The sequence below is a fragment of the Streptomyces sp. NPDC005931 genome (genome assembly GCF_042871235.1).
In the GTDB taxonomy this organism is placed as follows: Bacteria; Actinomycetota; Actinomycetes; order Streptomycetales; family Streptomycetaceae; genus Streptomyces.
Genome location: NZ_JBIAIG010000005.1, coordinates 170,978 through 190,547 on the forward strand (window position 1 = coordinate 170,978; position 19,570 = coordinate 190,547).

A 19,570-nucleotide genomic window follows, 5' to 3' on the forward strand; every position below is an offset into this window, starting at 1 on the left:
TCAGCAACGACTAAAGTATTGAAGTGATCATCCTGGCACAGCCTGTCGGTGGCCGGAGGGTGTCTTTCCGGCCACCGATGCGTTCCTGGGCTGCCGGTCCCAACTGCTGTGCAATTGCCGTCTTCGCGGCCGACGACGACTAATGAGCGTCAAAGTCGGCGATCAGCGCCGTCACCCGTGCTGGAGCCTTGTCGAGAAGGAAGTCGTCGACGAAGATGACGTCCTGCGCCGGGCCACTATCCGACACCGCTGCGTCGCGGACCTCTCGGAGACGCGCGGACTGCAGCCCGTCATCAGCGGCTTCGAATGGACTCTTGGCAGCAACCCACAGGCGTTCCTCGAACAGCACAGCAGGCCCAGTGCCACCGAGATCGTCGACGAACTCTGCGTCTTCTGAAGGGAAATCTGATGCCCAGTTACTGAGCAGACTTCCTGCTGTCCTCATCAGGCGATCTGTGCCGGTCTGTCCTGTTTCGAGAATGGTCAGCAGCTCGCTGGCCAGCCGCCAGTCGAGCAGGCTGTGATAGGCCATGTTCGTGTAGTCGCGGAGGCACTCGTAGCAAGAACCGCGACAGTCCTTGCTGTGCCGACCTGACGCGAAGCTCCTCAGCATGCCCTTCGCTGTTTGCATGAGGTCTTTGAAGACCTCGGATTCGGCGAGGTGCGTGCAGTAGCCGGCACCGTTGTCCAGAGTGTCAGACAGGAAGGCGAATGTACGCGCCTCACGCGTCGTCGAGGCTGCACCGTGAATACCGGCTGCGATCTCGTTCGGCTGTACCTGGAGCACGGACCCTGCGGCAGTACGGAGCAGCGCAGCGAGGGAGAACCAGGCTGCCCGCCTTCCTGACCGATCATCTGGGAACCCAGTGCTTTGAGGAACGGAGGCAAGGTTCAGCCGTAGACCCCCTTCGGGCATCTCGCCTGCCTGCGGCCCGAGCAGGAACAAGTCAGTGAGCTGTGCCGCGCCGATCGCGGTACTCAAGATCTCGGAGTTCGACGCGACATCCCTCGTCAGCCACGGGTAGAGCTCTGCGGCTCCGGCCTCTAGGTAGGCACCGGACCAGTGGGCCGCGGGTTTCACCTTCGTGAAATCGAAGAGCCGACCGCCGTTGTCGTTGACCGCATATCGTCGCCCCTTCCCAGCGTGAACCACGAGGTTTGACTGCCTGAGCCTTTCCCGTGCATCCCGCTTAAGATTGGCAGCGGTCCTGGGCGCGAGGGACCGTGCCCGCCATGCGAAGTTGCCGTCGAAGTCGCGGGCTTTGCCGCCGCAGTAGAAGCCGGCCGGTTCCCGGAGCTGGATCTCGCGGTATGAACCATCCGCAGCTCCACAGGCGGGGCAGGGCTGGGGCGTGGTGTCATCGCTTGGCGTGGAAGGCATCTCCACCTCTTCCGCCAGATGACCGCATGCGCGGCAAATGCCGAGCGGGGCCGCCGGCCCAAGCGGCTCATCGACTGCCCGTGGCGTCCTGCCCGAGGGCTCAAACGCGACGACTCCGACAGCTGTGTGCACCCGGCCGTCCTTCACCGTCTCGGCACCGGGGGCGAACTGCGAGATGGCGATGTCCAGCGAACGGTCGATAGTGCCACTCGGTGGCCATGGATAAGAGTCAGCGGGGCGCTTGGTGTAGAGGTACCTGGCAGATGTGGGGAACCCGAACATCGGAAGCAGGCCAGACTCGGCTAGCCGTTGGCTGAGTTCATGGTGTCCGTGCTGCTTCGAGGCAATCGTCGTGACGAGTGGAACGAGTTTATCCGTGGCCCATTCCGCGGCATCTTCTGCTGCCCAGGCACCGCGAGTCATGTGGCCGAGTGCTTCGGCAAGATCACGGATTTCCGTCTCGTGTGACTTAAGCCATGTCGCCACTGTCTCTCTTAGGGCGAGCCAGTCAGAGCAGAGACCGAACTGGCCATGCACGTTGCGAGTGGGGTCGAGCGTCGCATCCGCGTCTGCTACTGGCCGCACCGCGTCAAACGCGCGACGGAGCACTTCAGCAGCAAGGACACGCTGGTAGATATCCTTCATGTCCGTGGACAGGTAGGGCCGTGGTGTCGCGTCGTTAGTGATGCGCTTCGGGTCCTGGAAGTAGTGCTCGTCGTGGCTACGGCCCCGGCACACGGTCAGCGCGAGTGCGACGGGAGAAGTGCGGCGTCCCGCCCGGCCCACCCGCTGCTGGTAGTTGAAGCGGGTCGGTGGCATGTTGGCCATGAGGACTGCGGATAGCGGCCCGATGTCCACGCCGGCTTCCATCGTCGTGGTGACCGAGAGGACGTCGAGAGTATCGGGAAGCCTGTGCTCCTGACCATCGAGGAAGATGCCCTGGAAGCGAGCCTGACGTGCCTGCGCATCAAGCCTGTCTGTCTGTCCAGTGAGTTCCGCGGCGCTGAGCCTGAACCGTCCGAGCTTCTCTGCGGCCAGCCACGAGTAGTAGTCGTCGTTGATCCCCTTGAACGCTTCAGGCTCGGCAGGCAGGGGGCGGCGGCACTTGGTGCAGAGGCCGACTCCGGGGTGGAGATGGCGCCGATAGCAGTTGGTACAGGTCCAGGACTGCTCGCGGCCGTGCCGCAGAGCGACATGGTCCGGCTGGATAAGGTAGTTGATGACTGCCGTTCCCCAGACCCGTTCCACAGTGGTCTGGAGATCGTCAGGATCCTGGCCTAGGTGATCAGCAGCGCTGGCCCAGAACTCCCGGAGCGCCTTGGGGGGCGAGTCCGCCGACGTGCGCAGCCCCGCGAAGCGGCGCATGTGCCCGAGAACCCGGAGGCTAGCGCGGGCGAGCGCCGCGTCCGAGGCCCTTTCAGCCTGAAGCGGCGCCTGGTCGCTTGCCAGGGTCAGCCAGCCCAAACCGAGGGACTCGAAGTCACGTCCCGCGCTGCCGAAAAGACCTGTCAGGAGTTCAATGCGAAGTGCTTCGCGGATCTCCTGGCGCAACTGCTCTTGCCGCTCGCTCAGGTGCAGGCTCGACCTCTGCCGGACCGTGCTGCTTTCGTTCTCAGGCCAGTGGTACAGCGTCGTCCAGGGCTGGGCGTCCATGCCCCTTTGGTAGGCCGTCTGCTGAAGGGAGGCCTTCGGACCTCCAGGGTTGACGCCCATCTGCACGAGGCGCTCTTCTACCGCTGCGGTATGGCTGTCCAGGCTAGGGACACGGCTGAGCGTGTTGTACAGCTCGGCTTCCTCAGCTGGGTCAGGCTCATCGTCGTCAAGGGCGTGTGCGAGGTCCGGGCTCTGCAGTTTCTCCCATCTGTCGTACACGTCTCTGTCCCGTGACCGAAGCCGCTTGCGGGCCGCTAGGGCCGCCGCCTTGTCGACAGCCTCTCCAGGGGGCTGACGGAAGAATGCGGATACCGTTGCAAGATCTGCGGCGGGGTCTCCTTGCTGGTCAACCTCTTCAGCCAGGAGCAGACGGATCAGGTCCTGGTAGTGCCGTAGCCCGAGTCCGGCGGAAAGCTTCGCGGCATCCTGTCGGCTGTCGGAGAAGAGCACGGCCTGCTTGTTGGGCAGCAGTGAAAGAATCCCTGTGGTCAATACTTGGTTGACCTTCTCGAAACCAGTGCGCATCGAGCGCACCGGTGTGCGCATGCGGCGGGGGTCCGTCAAGCTCAGGAATTCGTTCCCCAGGCGCTGAGTCTCCCAATCGTCGCCGCAGGAGGGACATTGAGTCGGAGCGGCGGGCAGATGCTCGGGCTTGAGGCGCCCGGGCCCTCTCTTGGAGCGCGGAACGCTGACATGGAATGACCAGCCAGTGTAGTTTCTGTGGTTCCGGAGCATGCCGGTGCGAGGATCGTATTTGCTGCGCCTGAACTCGAAACTGGCGCTCAACGCCCCCTTGTCGGAGCTGGCTTGCCAGGCGAGCTTGTTGGTGGCCGGCTCAGCCCGCTTGGGCCAGTAGACAACGTAATTGGCTGCGCTTGGCCCCAGCGCGGCGCCATCAGGCAATGAGTCGAGGTCTGGCAGATCGGCGAGCAGTCCAGCCTCGAACGGGCCTTCCTCTGCTTTGCGGAATGCTGACTCCGGAGCATATCCGCCGAGGAATACGTCTCCGCACGTCTGGCAGTACAGAAGCTCCAGCACTCGTGCGGTGCAGCTACAGCGGGGCGTGGGACGTGAATGCAGTTTCCCGACTGTCCTGTTCCTGGCACCTTCCGAACGGGGAGCGTCGGGACATGCAGCGTCTGAACACGCCCAAACCCCTGGGATGTTCCTGAAGAAGAGGTGACCGCGAAGCTTGGGTGCCTTCTTGTCGTCTGAGCACCGCAGGGCGGTGAGTACGCCCTTAAGTGCAGCTGCGCGCACGGCTGCATCTGCAGCGGGGAAGAGCCGAGCGGACACCTGCTTATCGAAGTCGGCGATGAGCCTGTCACCGTCTCGGAGGCTGTTAGTGAAAGCATCTGCTGCTCCAGACTCGGCGAGAATCGCATCTGCTTCCACGGGAGGTACGGACGTGCCGAGCGCCGCAAATTTGTCTGCGTGGCGAGAAATGTCGGTTCTAGTGTGTGAAGGCAGCTTGAGCCTTCCGCCGAGAACTTCGAAGCGATTCCTGTCCGCGCCGAAGAACTCCTCCAAGAACGCGAGGTCGCGAGACGCTTCGAGGGACGCGGAGGCCGCAATGATGCGGAATTTCTCTGGCTTGTCAGCGAGGCCGAGGCGATAGCTCAGGTTCCGAAGAAGATATGCGATCTCTGTACCTGCTGTTCCGCGATACATGTGCAGCTCATCGACAACCAGGGTGAAGCGTGCGTCAGGGACTTCTTGCAGCCACCGGCGTGTCTTCTCGAAGATGGTCGACTCGCGCGACCGCATCAGCATCACGTTGAGCATGCTGTAGTTGGTGATCAGGATGTCCGGCGGCGCCTGGATCATGTCCCAGCGGCATCGCATTTCTGCGCCGTCAAGCCTTGGAATGAAGAACCTGCCTTCAGTTCCCGCTTTTTGCGCCTGCCGTGAGCGCTCCTCAGTGGCAGTGAACTCTTTGCGCAGTGTTTTGACGCCAGCAGGTGATCCCACGTCTCCAGGAACGGGTGTCGCCCCGGTGTAGCGGCCGAAGTAGAACCGGTGGCCCGGACGGTTGCGCTTGAGCCATGCCCGCACTTCATCACTGTCCAGTGCCTTGCGCAGGCGCATCATCTGGTCGTCAACGAGCGCGTTCATGGGGTAGAGAACCATGGCACGGACGGCTGCGTGTCGGCCGTTTTCACCCGCTCGTTGCGGCTGATAACTGCCGTCGGGCGAGCCCCACCAGCGGTTCACAGGTTCCTTGGTCGCAGGCCAAGCGGCGGATTCGCGCACGAGGTCTGCGAGCACGGGCAGCATGAAGGACTCAGTCTTACCGGAGCCGGTACCCGCTGTAACCACGACATCGCGCCCGTGCCGAACCGCTGCGATCAGGGCTCGGTGCTGGTGCTCATAGAGTGCTGGAACGCCCTCCAACAGGCCAAGTTGCACCAGTTCCGCTAGTTCGGGCGCAGCGTCGGCCTCCTGAACCGACGCGGCGATCCCAGCATCCACTGTGGCGTACCGTGGCCGAACTTCCAGCAGCGGGTTGCGCCATGCACCGCCATCGTCGTCGAAGAGTTGCTGGCGCTCGCGCTCAAGACGATCGTCAGCGAGACCGAACGGCGTGTTGTAGTAACGGAAGAGGGCATCCTTGAGGTGCCCGAACGCCCCCAGGATGTCGAGTTCCTTCCCGGTGCCGCCGGGTTGTTCTGAGGCGATGTCACTCATTGCTCTCCCTAAGACGCTGCCCAAGCGATTCGGCGATCTTTATAGCGACGGCCTTGGGGACGTTGTCGTAGGCCAGGTTTTCGGCGTGCTCGTTGATGCGCGGAGCGAGGCCCGAGCACATGGTGGCGGTCCGTCTGTGCAGGTCTGGTAGCGGGTATCCCCAGTCAACGTACAGAGCGCCGAACTCTTCCCGCCCACAGTACTGTTCGGGGAGCCAGCGCAGTACGTCGGCGTCTGTGCTTTGCATTCTGAGTACGGCGTAGATGCCCTCCTCATGACTGGTCTCGTACCAGACTCCGTGCTGCAACACCTGGCAGACCCGTTTACCCTCGCGCTGCTTCAGCCTGTACAGCCCGTCTTTCTGCGGGCGCTTCACCCACTGATAGTCACCTCGGTCGAGGTCGTAATACTCCAGTGGCTTACCGAACTCGGGTGCAGATGCTCTAGTCTCCAGCCGCAATGGTGGTAGCAGTCCTGCACTTTGAAGGGCGAAGCAAGGGGAGTACAAGACACCTAGCTCTTCTGCCCACTTTGTTAGCCCGGCCTCATCATCGAACTGGATGAACAGGGAGACGGGCAGGGGGATGTCGCGTCGTGGACGATCGTTGGGGACTCGGTGGAGTTCGACCAGTCCGTCCCGTACGGCACTGTCGAGCTGGCGCTCAAAGGCTGCAGTCCTGCTTCCAGTCAGCACGGCCAGGCCTCGTGCCTGCGGCACCCTGGTCAGTACTGAAGGGGCGGCGCACCACCGCCTGTTGCGCCAATCGATGTCCATGTATCCGAGGGATACAGCGTCGCGAAGCCAGCGGCCGGGGGCTCCGGATTCGGCTTCAGGACAGTACCTGGCGGCAAGCCACCACATGCCCTGTTTGATGTCCGGCAGGGCACCCTTGCCCAGCTCACTCACCCAGCGCAGAAGCAGGTCCCCTGACTCGGTCATGGCGTCCCCCGTTTGCCACTGACAGCTTCTGCTGCCGCCACATAGTCAAGCCAAGCCGGCAGCCGTGAACGCGAAGCTGCACTCAGGACCGCGTACGCCCAGGCAAAGTCGTCTGCTGATGGCGAAGGGGGAGGGATGCCATCGGACGAGACAAGTGGTCGTACGGACCAACGGGTCGAGGTGCGGTAGGTCAACCAGACGTAGCCTTCCGGGACTTCGAGTCCCAGGCACGGGCCCAAAGCATCTTGCGGTAGCCGTTTCTGCATCCAGGTCGGAACTGACTGGCTCTTCACACGGTGCACGCCGCCGTCCGCAGCGATCAGCATCGCCTCCAAGACGGTCTGACGCACGATCTCCGGCCGGGGCAGGGCCCCGTTGTGGGGGGCGTATGCACCGCGGATAGCTGACTCAGTGCTGTCCACCTCAGTGAGTTCCCCCTCGGTGATGCCACGGCAGCGGTAACCGAGCGTCCCCGTCCCTGGAGGCAGTCCTTCATGCAGTCCGTCGTGCAGAGTGAAGACTTGGCTGCTGTCTTCTGTGCCGACGCGATGTGTTCCTTCTTCGAGAGGGACGACACATAGCGGAAAGGGGATGCGTGGATCAGCCCGGAGCACCTGGGGCTGGTCGTCGAGTACGACCTTCACCAGCCCGTCTGGTCCTTCACCAGAAGGAAGGAGGAGATCGGGGGCACCTCCGCAGAGGAAGTGGCCCGCGACGCCGATTCCACCCCGGTATTCATGGGCGATGCGGAGTCCTCCGGTGAGCTCGGAACGCTGCCTGATCTGAGGCTCCAGGACACGCACATGAGGGCCGCCCCGATCCAGGGTCCGAGTGAACGCTGTGCCATTAACCGCACGCACACCCTTGAACAGCTTCCAGCCCGGCGCTGGTGCAACGACTTCACGCACGGTGCGGCCGCCAAGGGCGCCGATCATGGACCGAACGTCCCGGACGGCCGGGTCTGCCGCGAGGATCCAGTGCTGTTCGCCGGGCTCGAAGTACTCGGTGCTCGCCCAGTCACCAAGTTGAGGATGCTTACGCAGCAGAATGACCTCTTGTGGTGCCCACTCTAGGACCAGAGTTTCGCCCTCAAGGCGTATCCCGTGCGCGAGTTGCTGATGGGAAGGAGTCAAGGACTCCATGCCGCCGTACATGCCGCCGTACTCCTCGCGGAGCACGAATGAGCGGCCTCCAGGCAGACCAACCTCGACCTCAGGAAGGCCTGGCACGACTTCGGCCAGCCATTCGAGGCGCTTGCCGTTGTCGGCCACCATGAGCCGCAGCCCTAGGGCCCGACGACGGTGGGCGCGCTCAGGTTCGTGGAGCGTCCCGTCCCAGTCGTCTGCGAGCCGCCTGAGGAGGCTGGCGATGAGGGTGTCGTCGATGTCAGGCGCATTCTCAAGTTCGCTGAGCAGCCGATGGGAGAGATGACGGTCGCGCCCAGCTGTCCACATGCGAAGCCGACGTAGCAGCTCGCGGCCCGACGCCTGGTTCGGATTGCGCGGCTGCAAGCGAGTGGCGGCGAAAAAGCGAGTGAGGACCTCCCTGTCCGAGCCCCGGATCAGCGCCTGTGAGATCGGATAGCCGATCTTCCAGTAGAAGTCGTCTGTGCTGATGGTGCTCGTGCCGTAGAGGCCGAGGGTCTGCTTCAGCCACGTGTCGAGCTGCTCCCACATCGCGGCAACGTCCGGAAACGAATGTTCCAGTCTGTTCGCGCGTGGGCTGCGTGGCTCCTCACCGAACACCTGGCCCCACCGGCCGTAGAAGTTGCTCTTGAGCATTCCGTCTGACGACGCCATGCGGGTGGCTGCCAACACCGACAGCGCCAGAACCGGAAGACTGGGCGGTGGTCCTACGGCCCCGCCGCGAGTCCATGATCCGCACGCATCCTGGACTCGGCAGAACAGCGGCTTCCCCTGGTTGATCCAGTTCAGCTCGGAGGCGACCGCTTGGGCTAGCCCTTCCTTGATGCCATTGCGGTCCGCAAGGGCCTTCTCTGTCTCGTCATCTACATACAGGACGATGCTTCGATGTGCATGGTCGTCCCCGAAGAACTCTGCCGAGAGAACCTCGTGCCACTGTCTGTACGCCGCCCTCATTGTTTCGCCCCCCTGACCGACCGCGGGCCTGCCGTGTCACGGAGCACTGGTGAAAGGAACCCGTTCAGGGGTCGCACTGTTCAGCCGAAGGCAGGGCCGTGTGTCCGCTGAGCAGGCCAAGCGGAAGGAACGCACTGCGTGCGTTTACAGCTCAAACACCTTACTCTGGAATGCTTTGATATGGCAGGCATATGCAGGGATCGCTGGGGGCGACGTTGACTGAGACATAGCTGTAGGACCGCCCGCTTCCTCGTAGTGTCGTGCCTCCGCGCCCCGCGTCAAGGGCGCTGTGCCTCGGCTGCGCCGATGGCCCTTCGGGCCACCCTGGACAACGGGGCGCTCCGGCACGGGGAAGAAGCGAGCGGGCGGCCCGGGGAGTGTGGGCCCTCCTGCCTCGGGGATGGGGCCGTTCGTGGGCACGGACCGGTGTGGTGTGACTGTGCTCCCCCAGACGTCGGCACCGAGCGCTGCCGGCCCCGGCTGTATAGCCTCGTTGGAAGGAGAGCGAGAGGAGTTCCGTATGACTCCGAAGCAGCCCACGACCGAGCTCGACGCCCGTTACAGCGCCGCGCTCAACCCGCGCCCCGGTGCGGACAGCGTCACCGCCACCGACTGGGCCGAGGTGCAGCGGCGGCTGCGGGACGCCGAGGTCTTCTGGATCACCACGGTGCGGACGGACGGCCGGCTGCATGTCACGCCGCTGATTGCCGCCTGGCACGACGGGGCGCTGTACTTCAGCACCGGGCAGGGCGAGCAGAAGGCGAAGAACCTGGCCGGCAACGCCCACTGCGCACTCACCACGGGGCACAACTCACTCTCCGGAGGCCTCGACATCGTGGTCGAGGGTACGGCGGAGCGGGTGACGGATCCGGCGCGGCAGGAGGAGGTCATCGCCTCGTTCGAGGCGCAGTACGGGGACCACATCACCTCGCCGAAGGGGGTCTTCTACGGCTTCGGCGACAACATCCGCAAGGGCACCGACCTGCTGTTCGCGGTGGCACCCGGCACGGCGTACGGCTTCGGGCACGACGGTCAGGTGTTCAGCCACACCCGCTATACCTTCTAGTCCTTGCGGGCCTGCGCCCTTTTTCCCCGGGGGCTGCGCATCTCGAGCCGCGCACCCTGCTGTGTGTCTCGAGGTGCGCGATTTCCCCGGGGCGCTTCAGGGCGCGGTGCCGTGGCAGGTCTCGTACGGGTGGGTCGAGCCGCACCAGCATGCGGCTCCCGGGTCCGGCGGCCACGCCACCGCCCGGCCCCGGGCTGCGAGCGTCGTCGCGTACTGGGGGAGCAGCGTGGCGTCCGCCGGGGAGGCGCCCTCCGAGGCCGCGAAGGCCTCGTAGGAGGGGACCGTGCCGGTGACGATGCCCAGGTTCGCGGTGCCCGAGGAGGCGAGTTCCCTCAGGGCCGCCTCTATCGTCGCGAGGTGGGTCTCGTAGGAGGGGTATTCGTCCGCCAGGGGCGGGTACGCCGCCAGCAGTTCCGCCAGTTCATGCGCCGGCCAGTGCAGGATCGCCACCGGGAAGGGGCGGGACAGGGCCTCCCGGTAGGCGCCGAGTTCCGCGCGGAGGCGGGAGATTTCGGCCTCCAGTTCCGCCGGGTTCTCCGAGCCCAGGGACCACACGCGCTTCGGGTCGTGGAGTTCGTCCAGCGTCACGGGGGACGAGTGCACCGAGTCCGCCAGGGTGTCCCACTCGTCGTGCGCCGCGCCCAGCATCCTGCGGACCCGGTGGCGGCCGAAGAGGAGGGGATGCGCGGCCTGCGGCGCTTCGGGGGCGTCGGTCAGCAGGAGGCGTACCGCCTCGGTGAACGTCTCGTGCGCCTGCTCGAGCTCGTCGTGGGCCTCCAGGGCCTCTGCGACGATCACCCAGGGGGCCGGGTCGCGCGGGGACGCCGTGCGGATGCCGTCGATGATCGCGCGGGCCTCCGCCTCGTGGCCGTACTCCCAGAGGTTGGACGCCTTCAGGGCGCGGACCAGGTACGGGTTCTCCAGGCCGGTGTCGGAGGTCAGGAGGCGGTCGTAGAGGGCGGTCGCGGCGGGGCGGTCGCCGGAGAGTTCCAGGTGGGCGGCGGCGCGCAGCAGCAGGGCCTCGGCGTCCTCGGGATACAGGCCGGCGGTCCGCTCCAGGCGTGCCGCTTCGGCGGTGTGGTCGACGTTTTCGGCAGGCGTGTCGGGGCGCATGGGGGACACCGTACTGCCGACAGCCGGCAAAGGTGAGGGAGCCGCAGGCCAGAGGGCGCCCCGGTGGCCGGGAGCGGAGGGCCGACACGGTCGTGCGCCGCCGCTCCCCTCCGGCCATGTCGGATTCCCGGGCCGGGAACCGGCACGCCGCGCCGGACGTTTCAAAAGGTGCCGGGTGCGGAATCGAGTCCGACCCGGATCAGCAGGTCGGTGTCGGCGTCAGGGAGAGGGGAGGGTGATCGGTGAACCGTAGCCGGGTCAACGCGCGCCCTGCCTTCCTCGTGCTCTTTCCTCTGTTCCAGGTCGTCCTCCTCGTCCTTCTGGACGCCGGTGGTCTTTCCGCCACCGTCGCGCTCGCCGCTACCGCCGCGGCCGGGACGGCGCTCGTCACCTGCGCGCTCGTCCTCGCGCGCTGCGCGCCCGCCGTGCCGCCCACCCGGGTGCGTACGGCCATACGCGACCGTGATCGGCGCACCGCCTTCCTGCCGCAACGCGACCCCGACGCCAAGGGGCGAATACGGCCCCGGGCACCCGGACACGCCCTCCCGGCGATCGCCACGTAGGGCACCCGCGGGGCCGTCCGGCCTCGTGTGACCCCGCGTGGGTCGTCATGCCGCCATGTCCCTACCTCACCCCGGTCATTTCGCGTCATCTCCCGGGGTGCTTCCGGCACGACGAGACCCCCGGAGGGCTCACCCTTGTCCGTCTTCGCCCACCTGGTCGGGCAACTGGCCGACCTGCTCCAGCCGTTGTTCGGCGCGTCCGCGGCGGCCGCCGCGATCGTCCTGTTCACCGCATGTGTACGACTCCTCGTCCACCCCCTGTCCCGGGCCGCCGCGCGCGGCCAGAAAGCGAGGGCCCAACTCCAGCCGAGGATCGCCGAGTTGCGCCGCAGACACGGGTGTGACCCGGAGAGGCTTCAGCGGGCCGTGCTCGAACTGCATGCGAAGGAGAAGGTGTCGCCGCTGGCGGGATGTCTGCCGAGCCTCTTCCAGGTACCGGCGCTCTTTCTCCTGTACTACCTGTTCTCCAGCGAGACGATCGGCGGCCGGCCCAACGAACTGCTCGGGCATCAGCTGCTCGCCGCGCCGCTCGGCGGGCGGTGGGCCGACGCGCTGGGGGACGGAGGCGCCTTCGGCGGGCCGGGGCTCGTCTACGCGGGGCTGTTCGCGGTCGTCCTGGTGGTCGCCGCCGTCAGTTACCGGCTGACCAAGCGGATGATGGCCGCGAACACCGCGCTGACCGGTGGTGACGTGGGGGAGCAGGTGCCGGGCATGGGGGCGGTGACCAGGGTGATGCCGTTCATGTCGTTCCTCACGCTCATCACCGTGGCCGTGATGCCGCTGGCCGCCGCGTTGTACGTGGTGACCAGTACGACATGGAGCGTGGTCGAGAGGGCCGCTCTCTACCGCTGAGAAAGGGGGCGGGGGGGCCGGGTCCGCTACGTGAACAAGGTCTTGCGGAGTGGACGGTGGCCTTGGAGGATCGACCAGGTCCTCCGACGGCTGCGCCCGGCCGCACCCCGCGCACGCGCCGGAGGGACCCGCGATCGAGGGAGACGTGATCATGAAGCTGCTGAGAGTCGGCACGGCGGGGCGGGAGCGGCCGGCGTTGCTCGACGCCGAGGGAACCCTGCGGGACCTGTCGGGTCTCGTCGCCGACATCGACGGGACGCTGCTCGCCGACGAGGCCGCCCTCGGCCGGATCCGGGCGGCCGCCGACGCGGGCGACCTGCCGGTGCTGGACGGGGTGGGGCTGCGGATCGGGCCGCCGCTGGCACGCATCGGCAAGATCGTCTGTATCGGGCTGAATTACCACGACCACGCGCGCGAGACGGGCGCCGAGCCGCCGACCGAGCCGGTGATCTTCTTCAAGGCGGCGGACACGGTCGTCGGGCCGAACGACACGGTGCTGGTGCCGCGCGGGTCCGTGAAGACCGACTGGGAGGTCGAACTGGCGGTCGTCATCGGGCGTACGGCGCGGTACCTGGAGACGGCGGAGGAAGGGCTCGCGCACGTCGCCGGGTACGCGGTGGCGCACGACGTGTCCGAGCGGGAGTTCCAGATCGAGCGGGGCGGCACCTGGGACAAGGGGAAGAACTGCGAGACGTTCAACCCGCTGGGGCCGTGGCTGGTGACCGCCGACGAGGTCGCCGACCCACAGAACCTGTCGCTGCGGCTCTGGGTCAACGGGGAGCTCAAGCAGGACGGCACGACCGCCGAGCAGATCTTCCCGGTGGGGGAGGTCGTGCGGTACGTCAGCCGGTTCATGACGCTGTACCCGGGTGACGTCGTCAACACCGGTACGCCGGCGGGGGTGGCGCTCGGGCAGCCGGAGCCGAAGCCGTTCCTGCGGGCCGGGGATGTGGTGGAGCTGCAGATCGAGGGGCTGGGGCGGCAGCGTCAGGAGTTCAAGGACGCGTAGCGCTCCGCGGGGGTGGGCGGGGGACTACGGGGCGGGGAGCCGCGGCTTCTTGTCGGCTGCGGGTTGTGTGTGGCCGGTCGCGCAGTTCCCCGCGCCCCTTTCAAGTGGGCCCCTCGCCCCGGAGAGGCCCCGTCGTGTCAGTACCCCTGGTCGTTCAGGAACCGTTCCAGGGCCTCCACCACCAGGCGGTGGTCCTGGAGCTGGGGGAGGCCGGAGACCGTCACCGCGCCGATCACGCCCACGCCCTCGACGGTGATGGGGAACGAGCCGCCGTGGGCCGCGTAGGTGTCGGGATCCAGGCGGGAGGACTCCTCGAACGTGGTGCCCTTGGCGCGGTGGCGGGCGCCCACGAGGTAGGAGGCGGAGCCGTAGCGCTCCACGACCCGGCGCTTGCGGGCGATCCAGGCGTCGTTGTCGGGCGTGGAGCCGGGCAGGGCGGCGTGGAAGAGCTGCTGGCCGGCGCGGTGGATGTCGATCGCGACCGGGGCCTGGCGCTCGCGGGCCAGCTCCACCATCAGCGAGCCCAGTGCCCAGGCGTCGTCGTGGGTGAACTGCCGGAACACCAGGCGCCGCTCCTGCGCCTCCAGCTCCTCGACGCCGGGGGTGAGCTCCGGGTGGAACTTGGGGGTGACTTCGGGGTGCTGATGGGGGGTCACAGGGTCACCGTCACCTTCTCGTGGGCGGAACGACGCGCCGCTTCCAGTACGTCCAGGGCGGCGGCCGCCTCCTGCGCGGTCACCGGGTTGGGGCCGCCGTCCCGCAGGGCCTTCGCCACGGCCGCGTAGTAGGCGGGGTAGTCGCCCGGCAGGGTCGGCACGACGCGCCCGCCGCCGGTCACCGGGGACTCCCCGGCGCCGATCCTGCCCCACAGCTCCTCAGGCTCCGCGCCCCACTCGCCGCCCCCGCCGGGCCGAGATCCCTCGCGCAGTGCTGCCTCCTGCGGATCCAGGCCGTGCTTCACGTAGCCCGCCTCGGAGCCGAGGACCCGGAAGCGCGGGCCGAGCTGGGCCGTGGTGGCGGAGACGTAGAGGTGGGAGCGGACGCCGTTCTCGTGCGTGAGCGCGATGAAGGTGTCGTCGTCGGTCCGCGCGCCCTCGCGGCGGATGTCCGACTCGGCGTACACGGAGGCCACCGGGCCGAAGAGGACGAGCGCCTGGTCGACGACATGGCTGCCGAGGTCGTAGAGCAGACCTCCGATCTCCGCGGGGTCGCCGGACTCCCGCCAGCCGCCCTTGAGCTGCGGCCGCCAGCGCTCGAAGCGGGACTCGAAGCGGTGGACGTCGCCCAGCTCGCCACGGGAGAGCAGGTCGCGCAGCGTGAGGAAGTCGTTGTCCCACCGCCGGTTCTGGAACACGGAGAGCAGCACCTCGCGCTCCTCGGCCAGCGCGGCCAGTTCGCGCGCCTCGTCCGCCGCGCCCGCGATCGGCTTGTCGACGACGACCGCCAGCCCGGATTTCAGGGCGGCGGTGGCGAGCGGGACGTGCGTCCTGTTCGGCGAGGCGATGACGACCAGGTCCAGCTCGGCGGCCCGGGTGAACAGGTCGTCCGGGGTGGCGGCGAGACGGACGTCCGGGAACTCGGCGTGGGCCTGCCGCTGCCGCTCGGGGTTCGAGGTGACCACCGTGTCGAGCGCGAGGCCCTCGGTCGCGGCGATCAGCGGGGCGTGGAACACGGAACCCGCGAGGCCGTAGCCGATCAGGCCGACGCGGAGGGGAGTGCCAGTCATGACTCCACTTTCGCAACGCTGTTGCCAAAGTGCAAGCACAGAATGAGAATGGGTGGGTGAACTGGACGAACGGCGCAAGCGGCGGCACGGGCGGGGGCGCGAATCTGCTCGCCCTGCGCCACCACAACACCGCGCTGGTCCTGGACCTGCTGCGCACGGCCGGCCCGGAGGGCATCAGCCGCCTGGAACTCGCCGAGCGCACCGGCCTCACCCCGCAGGCGGTCAGCAAGATCACCGCCCGGCTGCGGCAGGAGGGCCTCGCTGCGGAGGCCGGCCGCCGGGCGTCCACGGGCGGCAAGCCGCGTACGGTGCTGCGCCTGGTCCCGGAGGCCGGGTACGCGATCGGGGTCCACCTGGACCGCGACGAGCTGCGCACGGTCCTGGTCGACCTCAGGGGCACGGTGACGGCGGAGCGCCGGACCCCGCTGGACCTGGGGGCGGGCGCGGAGGCCGTGCTCGCCGTGGTGGCCGAGGAGACCGGGCGCCTCACCGCAGGCACCGCGGTCCCGTCCCTTCTCGGCGTCGGGGTGGCGCTGCCCGGCCCCCTCGACCACCGGCGCGGCGTCCTGCACCGTGTCACCGGCTTCCCGGAGTGGGACGGCTTCCCGCTGCGCGACGCGCTCGCCCGGCGCCTCGGCGTACCGGTGGTGGTCGACAAGGACACCAACGCGGCGGCCCTCGGCCTCGCGGCCGGCGGTGAGGGCGGCTCCTTCGCGTACCTGCACCTCGGTACGGGTCTGGGGGCCGGCCTGGTGATCGACGGAACCGTGCACCGGGGTGCGCGCACGGGCGCGGGGGAGTTCGGCCACCAGGTCGTCCAGCTCGACGGCCCGCCCTGCGGCTGCGGCGACCGGGGCTGTATCGAGGCGCTGTGCCTGGCCGCCGTGGCGCGCGGCGACACCCAGGAGGCGGCACGCGTGCTCGGCACCGGCGCCGCGAACCTGGTCGGCCTGCTGGACATCGACCTCGTCCTCCTCGGCGGGCGCACGATCGACGCGGCTCCCGCGCCCTTCATCGACGGAGTCGCCGCCGTCCTCACCGCCCAGGCCCACCGGGAGGGCCGGGCCGACGGCACCCTCCCCGTACGCCTCGCCCCCGGCGGCCCCCGGGGAGTCGCGGAGGGCGCGGCCCAGCTCCTGCTGGCGCCGTTGTTCGGAAGAGCCGAGGGGTGACCGCACCGGCACGGCCTCCCGCTGTCCGGGCGATTTTCATCTGAGCGTACGGAGCGCCGCCGCACCGCGCCCCTCCCCACCGGGCACAGTCACGTGTTCATGCGACTGTGCACACCCCTGCCCCTCTGCCTGGCCGCGGCGGCCACCCTCGTCTCCGTGCCGTTCCCGGCCCACGCGACCGGGAACGGCGCACAGCGCCCCCGCCCCACCTGCGCCGCTCCCGACGGCCGGTCCTTCCCCTTGGCCACCCGCATCCACGGCGGCCCCGGCTCCTACGAGGCCGGCGGCGGCTACGGCACCTGGTACCTGGACCTGAAGAACACCACCGGCCGGGTGTGCGAGGACGTGCACCCCGTCGTGGTCCTCGTCGACAGGGAACGCGCCCTCCGGCCGTCCCAGCCGACCCTGGAGTTCTTCGCCGGAAGCACGCCGCACCCCGTCCGGTTCGAGAGGACCGACCGGGACGAGCTGGTCGGCCCCTTCGACGACGGCTTCCCCGGCTTCACCGTCGGCCCCCACCGGACCCTCACCGTCAAGCTGCGACTCGCGATCACCTCGGACGCCGTGGCCAACGAGGTCACCGCCACCGCCGCGGTGGTCCAGCGCCGCGCGTCCGACGGCGACTGGGTCGGGCAGTCCGACGACTACCGCTTCCGCATCGACGCCGCGACCGCCCACCGGCCCCGCCCCGACACCCCGGGCACCGCCCAGCCCCCCGGCACCGGAGCCCCCACCGACCAGAGCGCCACCCCACCCCCGCCGGCACCGGAAACCGCCTCCCCCCTCCCCACCGCCCCCGGCACCGCCCCGCCCGGCCGTCCCCTCCCCGGACAGCTCGCCGGCACCGGCTTCCGCCCCCTCCACGCCGCCCTCACCGCCGCCGCCGTCCTGGTCACCGCGGCCGGCGTCCTGCTCCTGGCCCGCGGCCGCCGCTGACCCCGGCCCGCGGCCGCCGCCCACCGCGAGCCGCCGCCCCCGACCGCGACCGGGTGCGGGCCCCGGGCCCGGCTTCGGTGTCCTGCCGCGGTATACGGCGGCCCACATCTGGTACTGGGTGATCGACGGGGTCCGTCCGACCCTGTCCTGACTAGGCTGGGGGTGTCGGTACGCCGTGGTTCCGGCGCCCCAGTCCTGCCCGTACGCACGCCAGGAGTTCGACACACATGGCAGACCGCAAGCCCATAGAGTCATGGCTCACCGACATGGACGGGGTACTGATCCACGAGGGCGTACCGATCCCCGGCGCCGACGCCTTCATCAAGAAGCTCCGCGAGTCCGGCAAGCCCTTCCTGGTCCTCACCAACAACTCGATCTACACCCCGCGCGACCTGCACGCCCGGCTGCGCCGCATGGGCCTCGAGGTGCCGATCGAGAACATCTGGACCTCCGCGCTCGCCACTTCCAAGTTCCTCGACGACCAGCGCCCCAACGGATCGGCGTACGTCATCGGCGAGGCCGGTCTGACCACCGCGCTGCACGACATCGGCTACATCCTCACCGACCACGACCCCGACTACGTCGTCCTCGGCGAGACCCGCACCTACTCCTTCGAGGCCATGACCAAGGCGGTCCGCCTGATCAACGCCGGCGCCCGCTTCATCTGCACCAACCCCGACGAGACCGGCCCCTCCACCGAGGGGCCGCTCCCCGCGACCGGCGCGGTGGCCGCGCTGATCACCAAGGCGACCGGGAAGCAGCCGTACTTCGCCGGCAAGCCGAACCCGCTGATGATGCGCACCGGGCTCAACACCATCGGGGCGCACTCCGAGAGCAGCGCGATGATCGGCGACCGCATGGACACGGACGTGCTCGCGGGCATCGAGGCCGGGATGAAGACGTTCCTGGTGCTCACCGGGCTGACCGCGCCCGAGCAGGTGGAGAACTTCCCGTACCGCCCGTCGAAGGTCGTCGACTCCATCGCGGACCTCGTCGACCTGGTCTGACACCGGTTCCGCGCGGTGGCCCAAACCCCACCCGCGCCGGTGTCCACCCGTACGGAGCAGCGAACCCACCCCCGGGGATGCGGCACACCGCCGCGCGGGGGAGGCTCCAGACGACTGGAGGTTCACGATGGGTTCACTGCGCTTCACTCTGTGTACGACCGTCCTGGCTGCCGCGGCACTCGCCCCGGCGGCGTACGCCGCGGACGACGGGGGCATCTCGGTGACCCCGACGGCGCCCGCCCCCGGTACCGACGTCACCCTGAAGGTGGCCGAGTGCACCGAGCGCACGGCGGTCGCCGTGTCCGCGGCGTTCGTCTCCGAGGTACGGCTCACCGTCGCCGACGGCGTGCTCGTCGGGGAGAGCCGCGTCCGCTCCTCCCTCACCGCCGGCGTCTACGACGTGAAGGTCAACTGCGGCGAGAAGGAGCGCAAGGGCCTGATCACCGTCGCCCCCGCCCACCACAGGCCCGGGAACACGACCGAGCCGCCCACCGGCCGGGACACCCCCTCGCCCGTCGCCCCCGTGGCGGCCGGCGGAGGCGGCACCGCCCGGCTGTCCGCCACGGACACGGACGAGGAAGGGCCCGGCACGGGTCAGGTGGTGACCGGGCTGCTGCTGGCCTCGGTCGCGGGCGCGGCCGTCGTGCGCGGCCGGGTCCGGCGGAGCCGCGGAACGGGCTGACCATGTCCGACCACGATCACTCCCCGTCCGGCACCGGGCGCCTGATCACCGGCGTGGCCTGGGTGGTGCTGCTGCTCGGGCTCTGGATGTGGGGACGCGAGGTGACCGACGTACCGCCCGGTACCTCCGGCCCCACCACCGGCGACATGGCCGCGGCGGGCCGCCCGCCGCGGGTCGACCTCCCGCCCGCGCACCGCCCCCTGGGCGCCGCGCTGCCCCAGCGCCTCGACATCCCCGGCGTGGGCGTCCAGGCGCCGGTGGTCTCCCGCGGTCTGGACTCCGGCGGCGCGCCGGCACCCCCGCCCTTCGAGCAGCCCGGAGTGGTCGGCTGGTACAAGGGCGGGGCGGCGCCCGGGGCGGCGGGCACCGCGGTGATGGTCGGTCACGTCGACACCGAGTCCCGGCCCGCCGTCTTCTACAAGGTGAGCACGTTGCGCCCCGGCCAGAAGATCCGGGTGGTCCGCGCCGACGCCCGGGTCGCCGAGTTCACCATCGAGGACGTCCAGGTCCTCACCCGCGACGGCTTCGACGCCCACCAGGCCTACGGTCCGCGCCGCACCGGCCGGGCCGAACTGCGCCTGATCACCTGCGGCGGCAGCTTCGACCGGGCGAGCCGCTCCTACACCGCGAACGTCGTCGTCTCGGCGTACCTCACGGGAACCGCCCACTGAGCCCTCCGCCGT

At 68.6% G+C, this 19,570-nt stretch carries 15 protein-coding genes; 9 read left to right on the forward strand and 6 right to left on the reverse strand.

The annotated features are described in order from the left end of the window. Positions 1-139 precede the first annotated feature (139 nt). From ACFYOV_RS14990 to ACFYOV_RS15000, 3 genes are read right to left on the reverse strand one after another with little or no spacing between them, the layout of a single operon-like run. A complete protein-coding gene (locus ACFYOV_RS14990; protein ID WP_389087445.1) occupies positions 140-5,722 on the reverse strand; it encodes a DEAD/DEAH box helicase in 5,583 nt (1,860 codons plus the stop codon). Beyond that, entirely contained in the window at positions 5,715-6,662 is a 948-nt protein-coding gene (locus ACFYOV_RS14995; RefSeq protein ID WP_389087448.1) for a hypothetical protein, read from the reverse strand. The genes ACFYOV_RS14990 and ACFYOV_RS14995 overlap by 8 nt, the downstream gene beginning before the upstream one ends. Further along, entirely contained in the window at positions 6,659-8,761 is a 2,103-nt protein-coding gene (locus ACFYOV_RS15000; protein ID WP_389087450.1) for a hypothetical protein, read from the reverse strand. Before ACFYOV_RS15000 ends, ACFYOV_RS14995 begins: the two co-directional genes overlap by 4 nt. Before the next feature lie 520 nt (positions 8,762-9,281). Between ACFYOV_RS15000 and ACFYOV_RS15005 the strand changes: the two genes are divergently transcribed. Further along, a complete protein-coding gene (locus tag ACFYOV_RS15005) occupies positions 9,282-9,827 on the forward strand; it encodes a pyridoxamine 5'-phosphate oxidase family protein (RefSeq protein WP_389087452.1) in 546 nt (181 codons plus the stop codon). Positions 9,828-9,923: 96 nt separating this feature from the next. Here ACFYOV_RS15005 and ACFYOV_RS15010 read toward each other — a convergent pair whose 3' ends face one another. Then, a complete protein-coding gene (locus tag ACFYOV_RS15010) occupies positions 9,924-10,940 on the reverse strand; it encodes a hypothetical protein (RefSeq protein WP_389087454.1) in 1,017 nt (338 codons plus the stop codon). Between the two features lie 242 nt (positions 10,941-11,182). On the opposite strand from ACFYOV_RS15010, the gene ACFYOV_RS15015 reads away from it, so the two are divergent. From ACFYOV_RS15015 to ACFYOV_RS15025, 3 genes are all read left to right on the forward strand, one after another. Continuing rightward, the gene (locus ACFYOV_RS15015; protein WP_389087456.1) at positions 11,183-11,503 is read left to right on the forward strand and encodes a DUF6412 domain-containing protein; all 321 of its coding nucleotides are present in this window, start codon (positions 11,183-11,185) and stop codon (positions 11,501-11,503) included. Positions 11,504-11,638: 135 nt separating this feature from the next. Further along, a complete protein-coding gene (locus ACFYOV_RS15020; RefSeq protein WP_389087459.1) occupies positions 11,639-12,355 on the forward strand; it encodes a YidC/Oxa1 family membrane protein insertase in 717 nt (238 codons plus the stop codon). Between the two features lie 151 nt (positions 12,356-12,506). Then, a complete protein-coding gene (locus ACFYOV_RS15025) occupies positions 12,507-13,364 on the forward strand; it encodes a fumarylacetoacetate hydrolase family protein (RefSeq protein ID WP_389087461.1) in 858 nt (285 codons plus the stop codon). Positions 13,365-13,501: 137 nt separating this feature from the next. Here ACFYOV_RS15025 and ACFYOV_RS15030 read toward each other — a convergent pair whose 3' ends face one another. Together ACFYOV_RS15030 and ACFYOV_RS15035 are read right to left on the reverse strand one after the other, a co-directional pair. Next, on the reverse strand, positions 13,502-14,020 hold the full coding sequence (locus ACFYOV_RS15030) for a heme-degrading domain-containing protein (protein WP_389087463.1): 519 nt from the start codon (positions 14,018-14,020) through the stop codon (positions 13,502-13,504). Then, a complete protein-coding gene (locus ACFYOV_RS15035; RefSeq protein ID WP_389087465.1) occupies positions 14,017-15,090 on the reverse strand; it encodes a Gfo/Idh/MocA family oxidoreductase in 1,074 nt (357 codons plus the stop codon). Before ACFYOV_RS15035 ends, ACFYOV_RS15030 begins: the two co-directional genes overlap by 4 nt. A gap of 56 nt (positions 15,091-15,146) precedes the next feature. Between ACFYOV_RS15035 and ACFYOV_RS15040 the strand changes: the two genes are divergently transcribed. The 5 genes from ACFYOV_RS15040 to ACFYOV_RS15060 all read left to right on the forward strand — a co-directional run bounded on the left by ACFYOV_RS15040 (position 15,147) and on the right by ACFYOV_RS15060 (position 19,558). Next, positions 15,147-16,262 carry an ROK family protein gene (locus ACFYOV_RS15040; RefSeq protein ID WP_389087468.1) on the forward strand — a complete coding sequence of 372 codons (1,116 nt, stop codon included), beginning with the start codon at positions 15,147-15,149 and terminating at the stop codon, positions 16,260-16,262. A gap of 99 nt (positions 16,263-16,361) precedes the next feature. Continuing rightward, the gene (locus ACFYOV_RS15045) at positions 16,362-17,198 is read left to right on the forward strand and encodes a hypothetical protein (protein WP_389087470.1); all 837 of its coding nucleotides are present in this window, start codon (positions 16,362-16,364) and stop codon (positions 17,196-17,198) included. A gap of 227 nt (positions 17,199-17,425) precedes the next feature. Beyond that, a complete protein-coding gene (locus tag ACFYOV_RS15050; RefSeq protein ID WP_389087473.1) occupies positions 17,426-18,205 on the forward strand; it encodes an HAD-IIA family hydrolase in 780 nt (259 codons plus the stop codon). 127 nt (positions 18,206-18,332) lie between these two features. After that, a complete protein-coding gene (locus tag ACFYOV_RS15055; RefSeq protein WP_389087475.1) occupies positions 18,333-18,887 on the forward strand; it encodes a hypothetical protein in 555 nt (184 codons plus the stop codon). Between the two features lie 2 nt (positions 18,888-18,889). Then, positions 18,890-19,558, forward strand: a complete 669-nt coding sequence (locus ACFYOV_RS15060) for a class F sortase (protein WP_389087477.1) — start codon at positions 18,890-18,892, stop codon at positions 19,556-19,558. Positions 19,559-19,570: the final 12 nt, after the last annotated feature.

Excerpts from the sequence above, each read along its gene's own strand:
- ACFYOV_RS15055 (WP_389087475.1), top strand. The coding sequence starts at position 18,333 with ATGGGTTCACTGCGCTTCACTCTGTGTACGACCGTCCTGGCTGCCGCG.
- ACFYOV_RS15060 (WP_389087477.1), top strand. The coding sequence starts at position 18,890 with ATGTCCGACCACGATCACTCCCCGTCCGGCACCGGGCGCCTGATCACC.
- ACFYOV_RS15005 (WP_389087452.1), top strand. The coding sequence starts at position 9,282 with ATGACTCCGAAGCAGCCCACGACCGAGCTCGACGCCCGTTACAGCGCC.
- ACFYOV_RS15010 (WP_389087454.1), bottom strand. The coding sequence starts at position 10,940 with ATGCGCCCCGACACGCCTGCCGAAAACGTCGACCACACCGCCGAAGCG.
- ACFYOV_RS15000 (WP_389087450.1), bottom strand. The coding sequence starts at position 8,761 with ATGAGGGCGGCGTACAGACAGTGGCACGAGGTTCTCTCGGCAGAGTTC.
- ACFYOV_RS15045 (WP_389087470.1), top strand. The coding sequence starts at position 16,362 with ATGCGACTGTGCACACCCCTGCCCCTCTGCCTGGCCGCGGCGGCCACC.
- ACFYOV_RS15035 (WP_389087465.1), bottom strand. The coding sequence starts at position 15,090 with ATGACTGGCACTCCCCTCCGCGTCGGCCTGATCGGCTACGGCCTCGCG.
- ACFYOV_RS15025 (WP_389087461.1), top strand. The coding sequence starts at position 12,507 with ATGAAGCTGCTGAGAGTCGGCACGGCGGGGCGGGAGCGGCCGGCGTTG.
- ACFYOV_RS15050 (WP_389087473.1), top strand. The coding sequence starts at position 17,426 with ATGGCAGACCGCAAGCCCATAGAGTCATGGCTCACCGACATGGACGGG.
- ACFYOV_RS14995 (WP_389087448.1), bottom strand. The coding sequence starts at position 6,662 with ATGACCGAGTCAGGGGACCTGCTTCTGCGCTGGGTGAGTGAGCTGGGC.
- ACFYOV_RS14990 (WP_389087445.1), bottom strand. The coding sequence starts at position 5,722 with ATGAGTGACATCGCCTCAGAACAACCCGGCGGCACCGGGAAGGAACTC.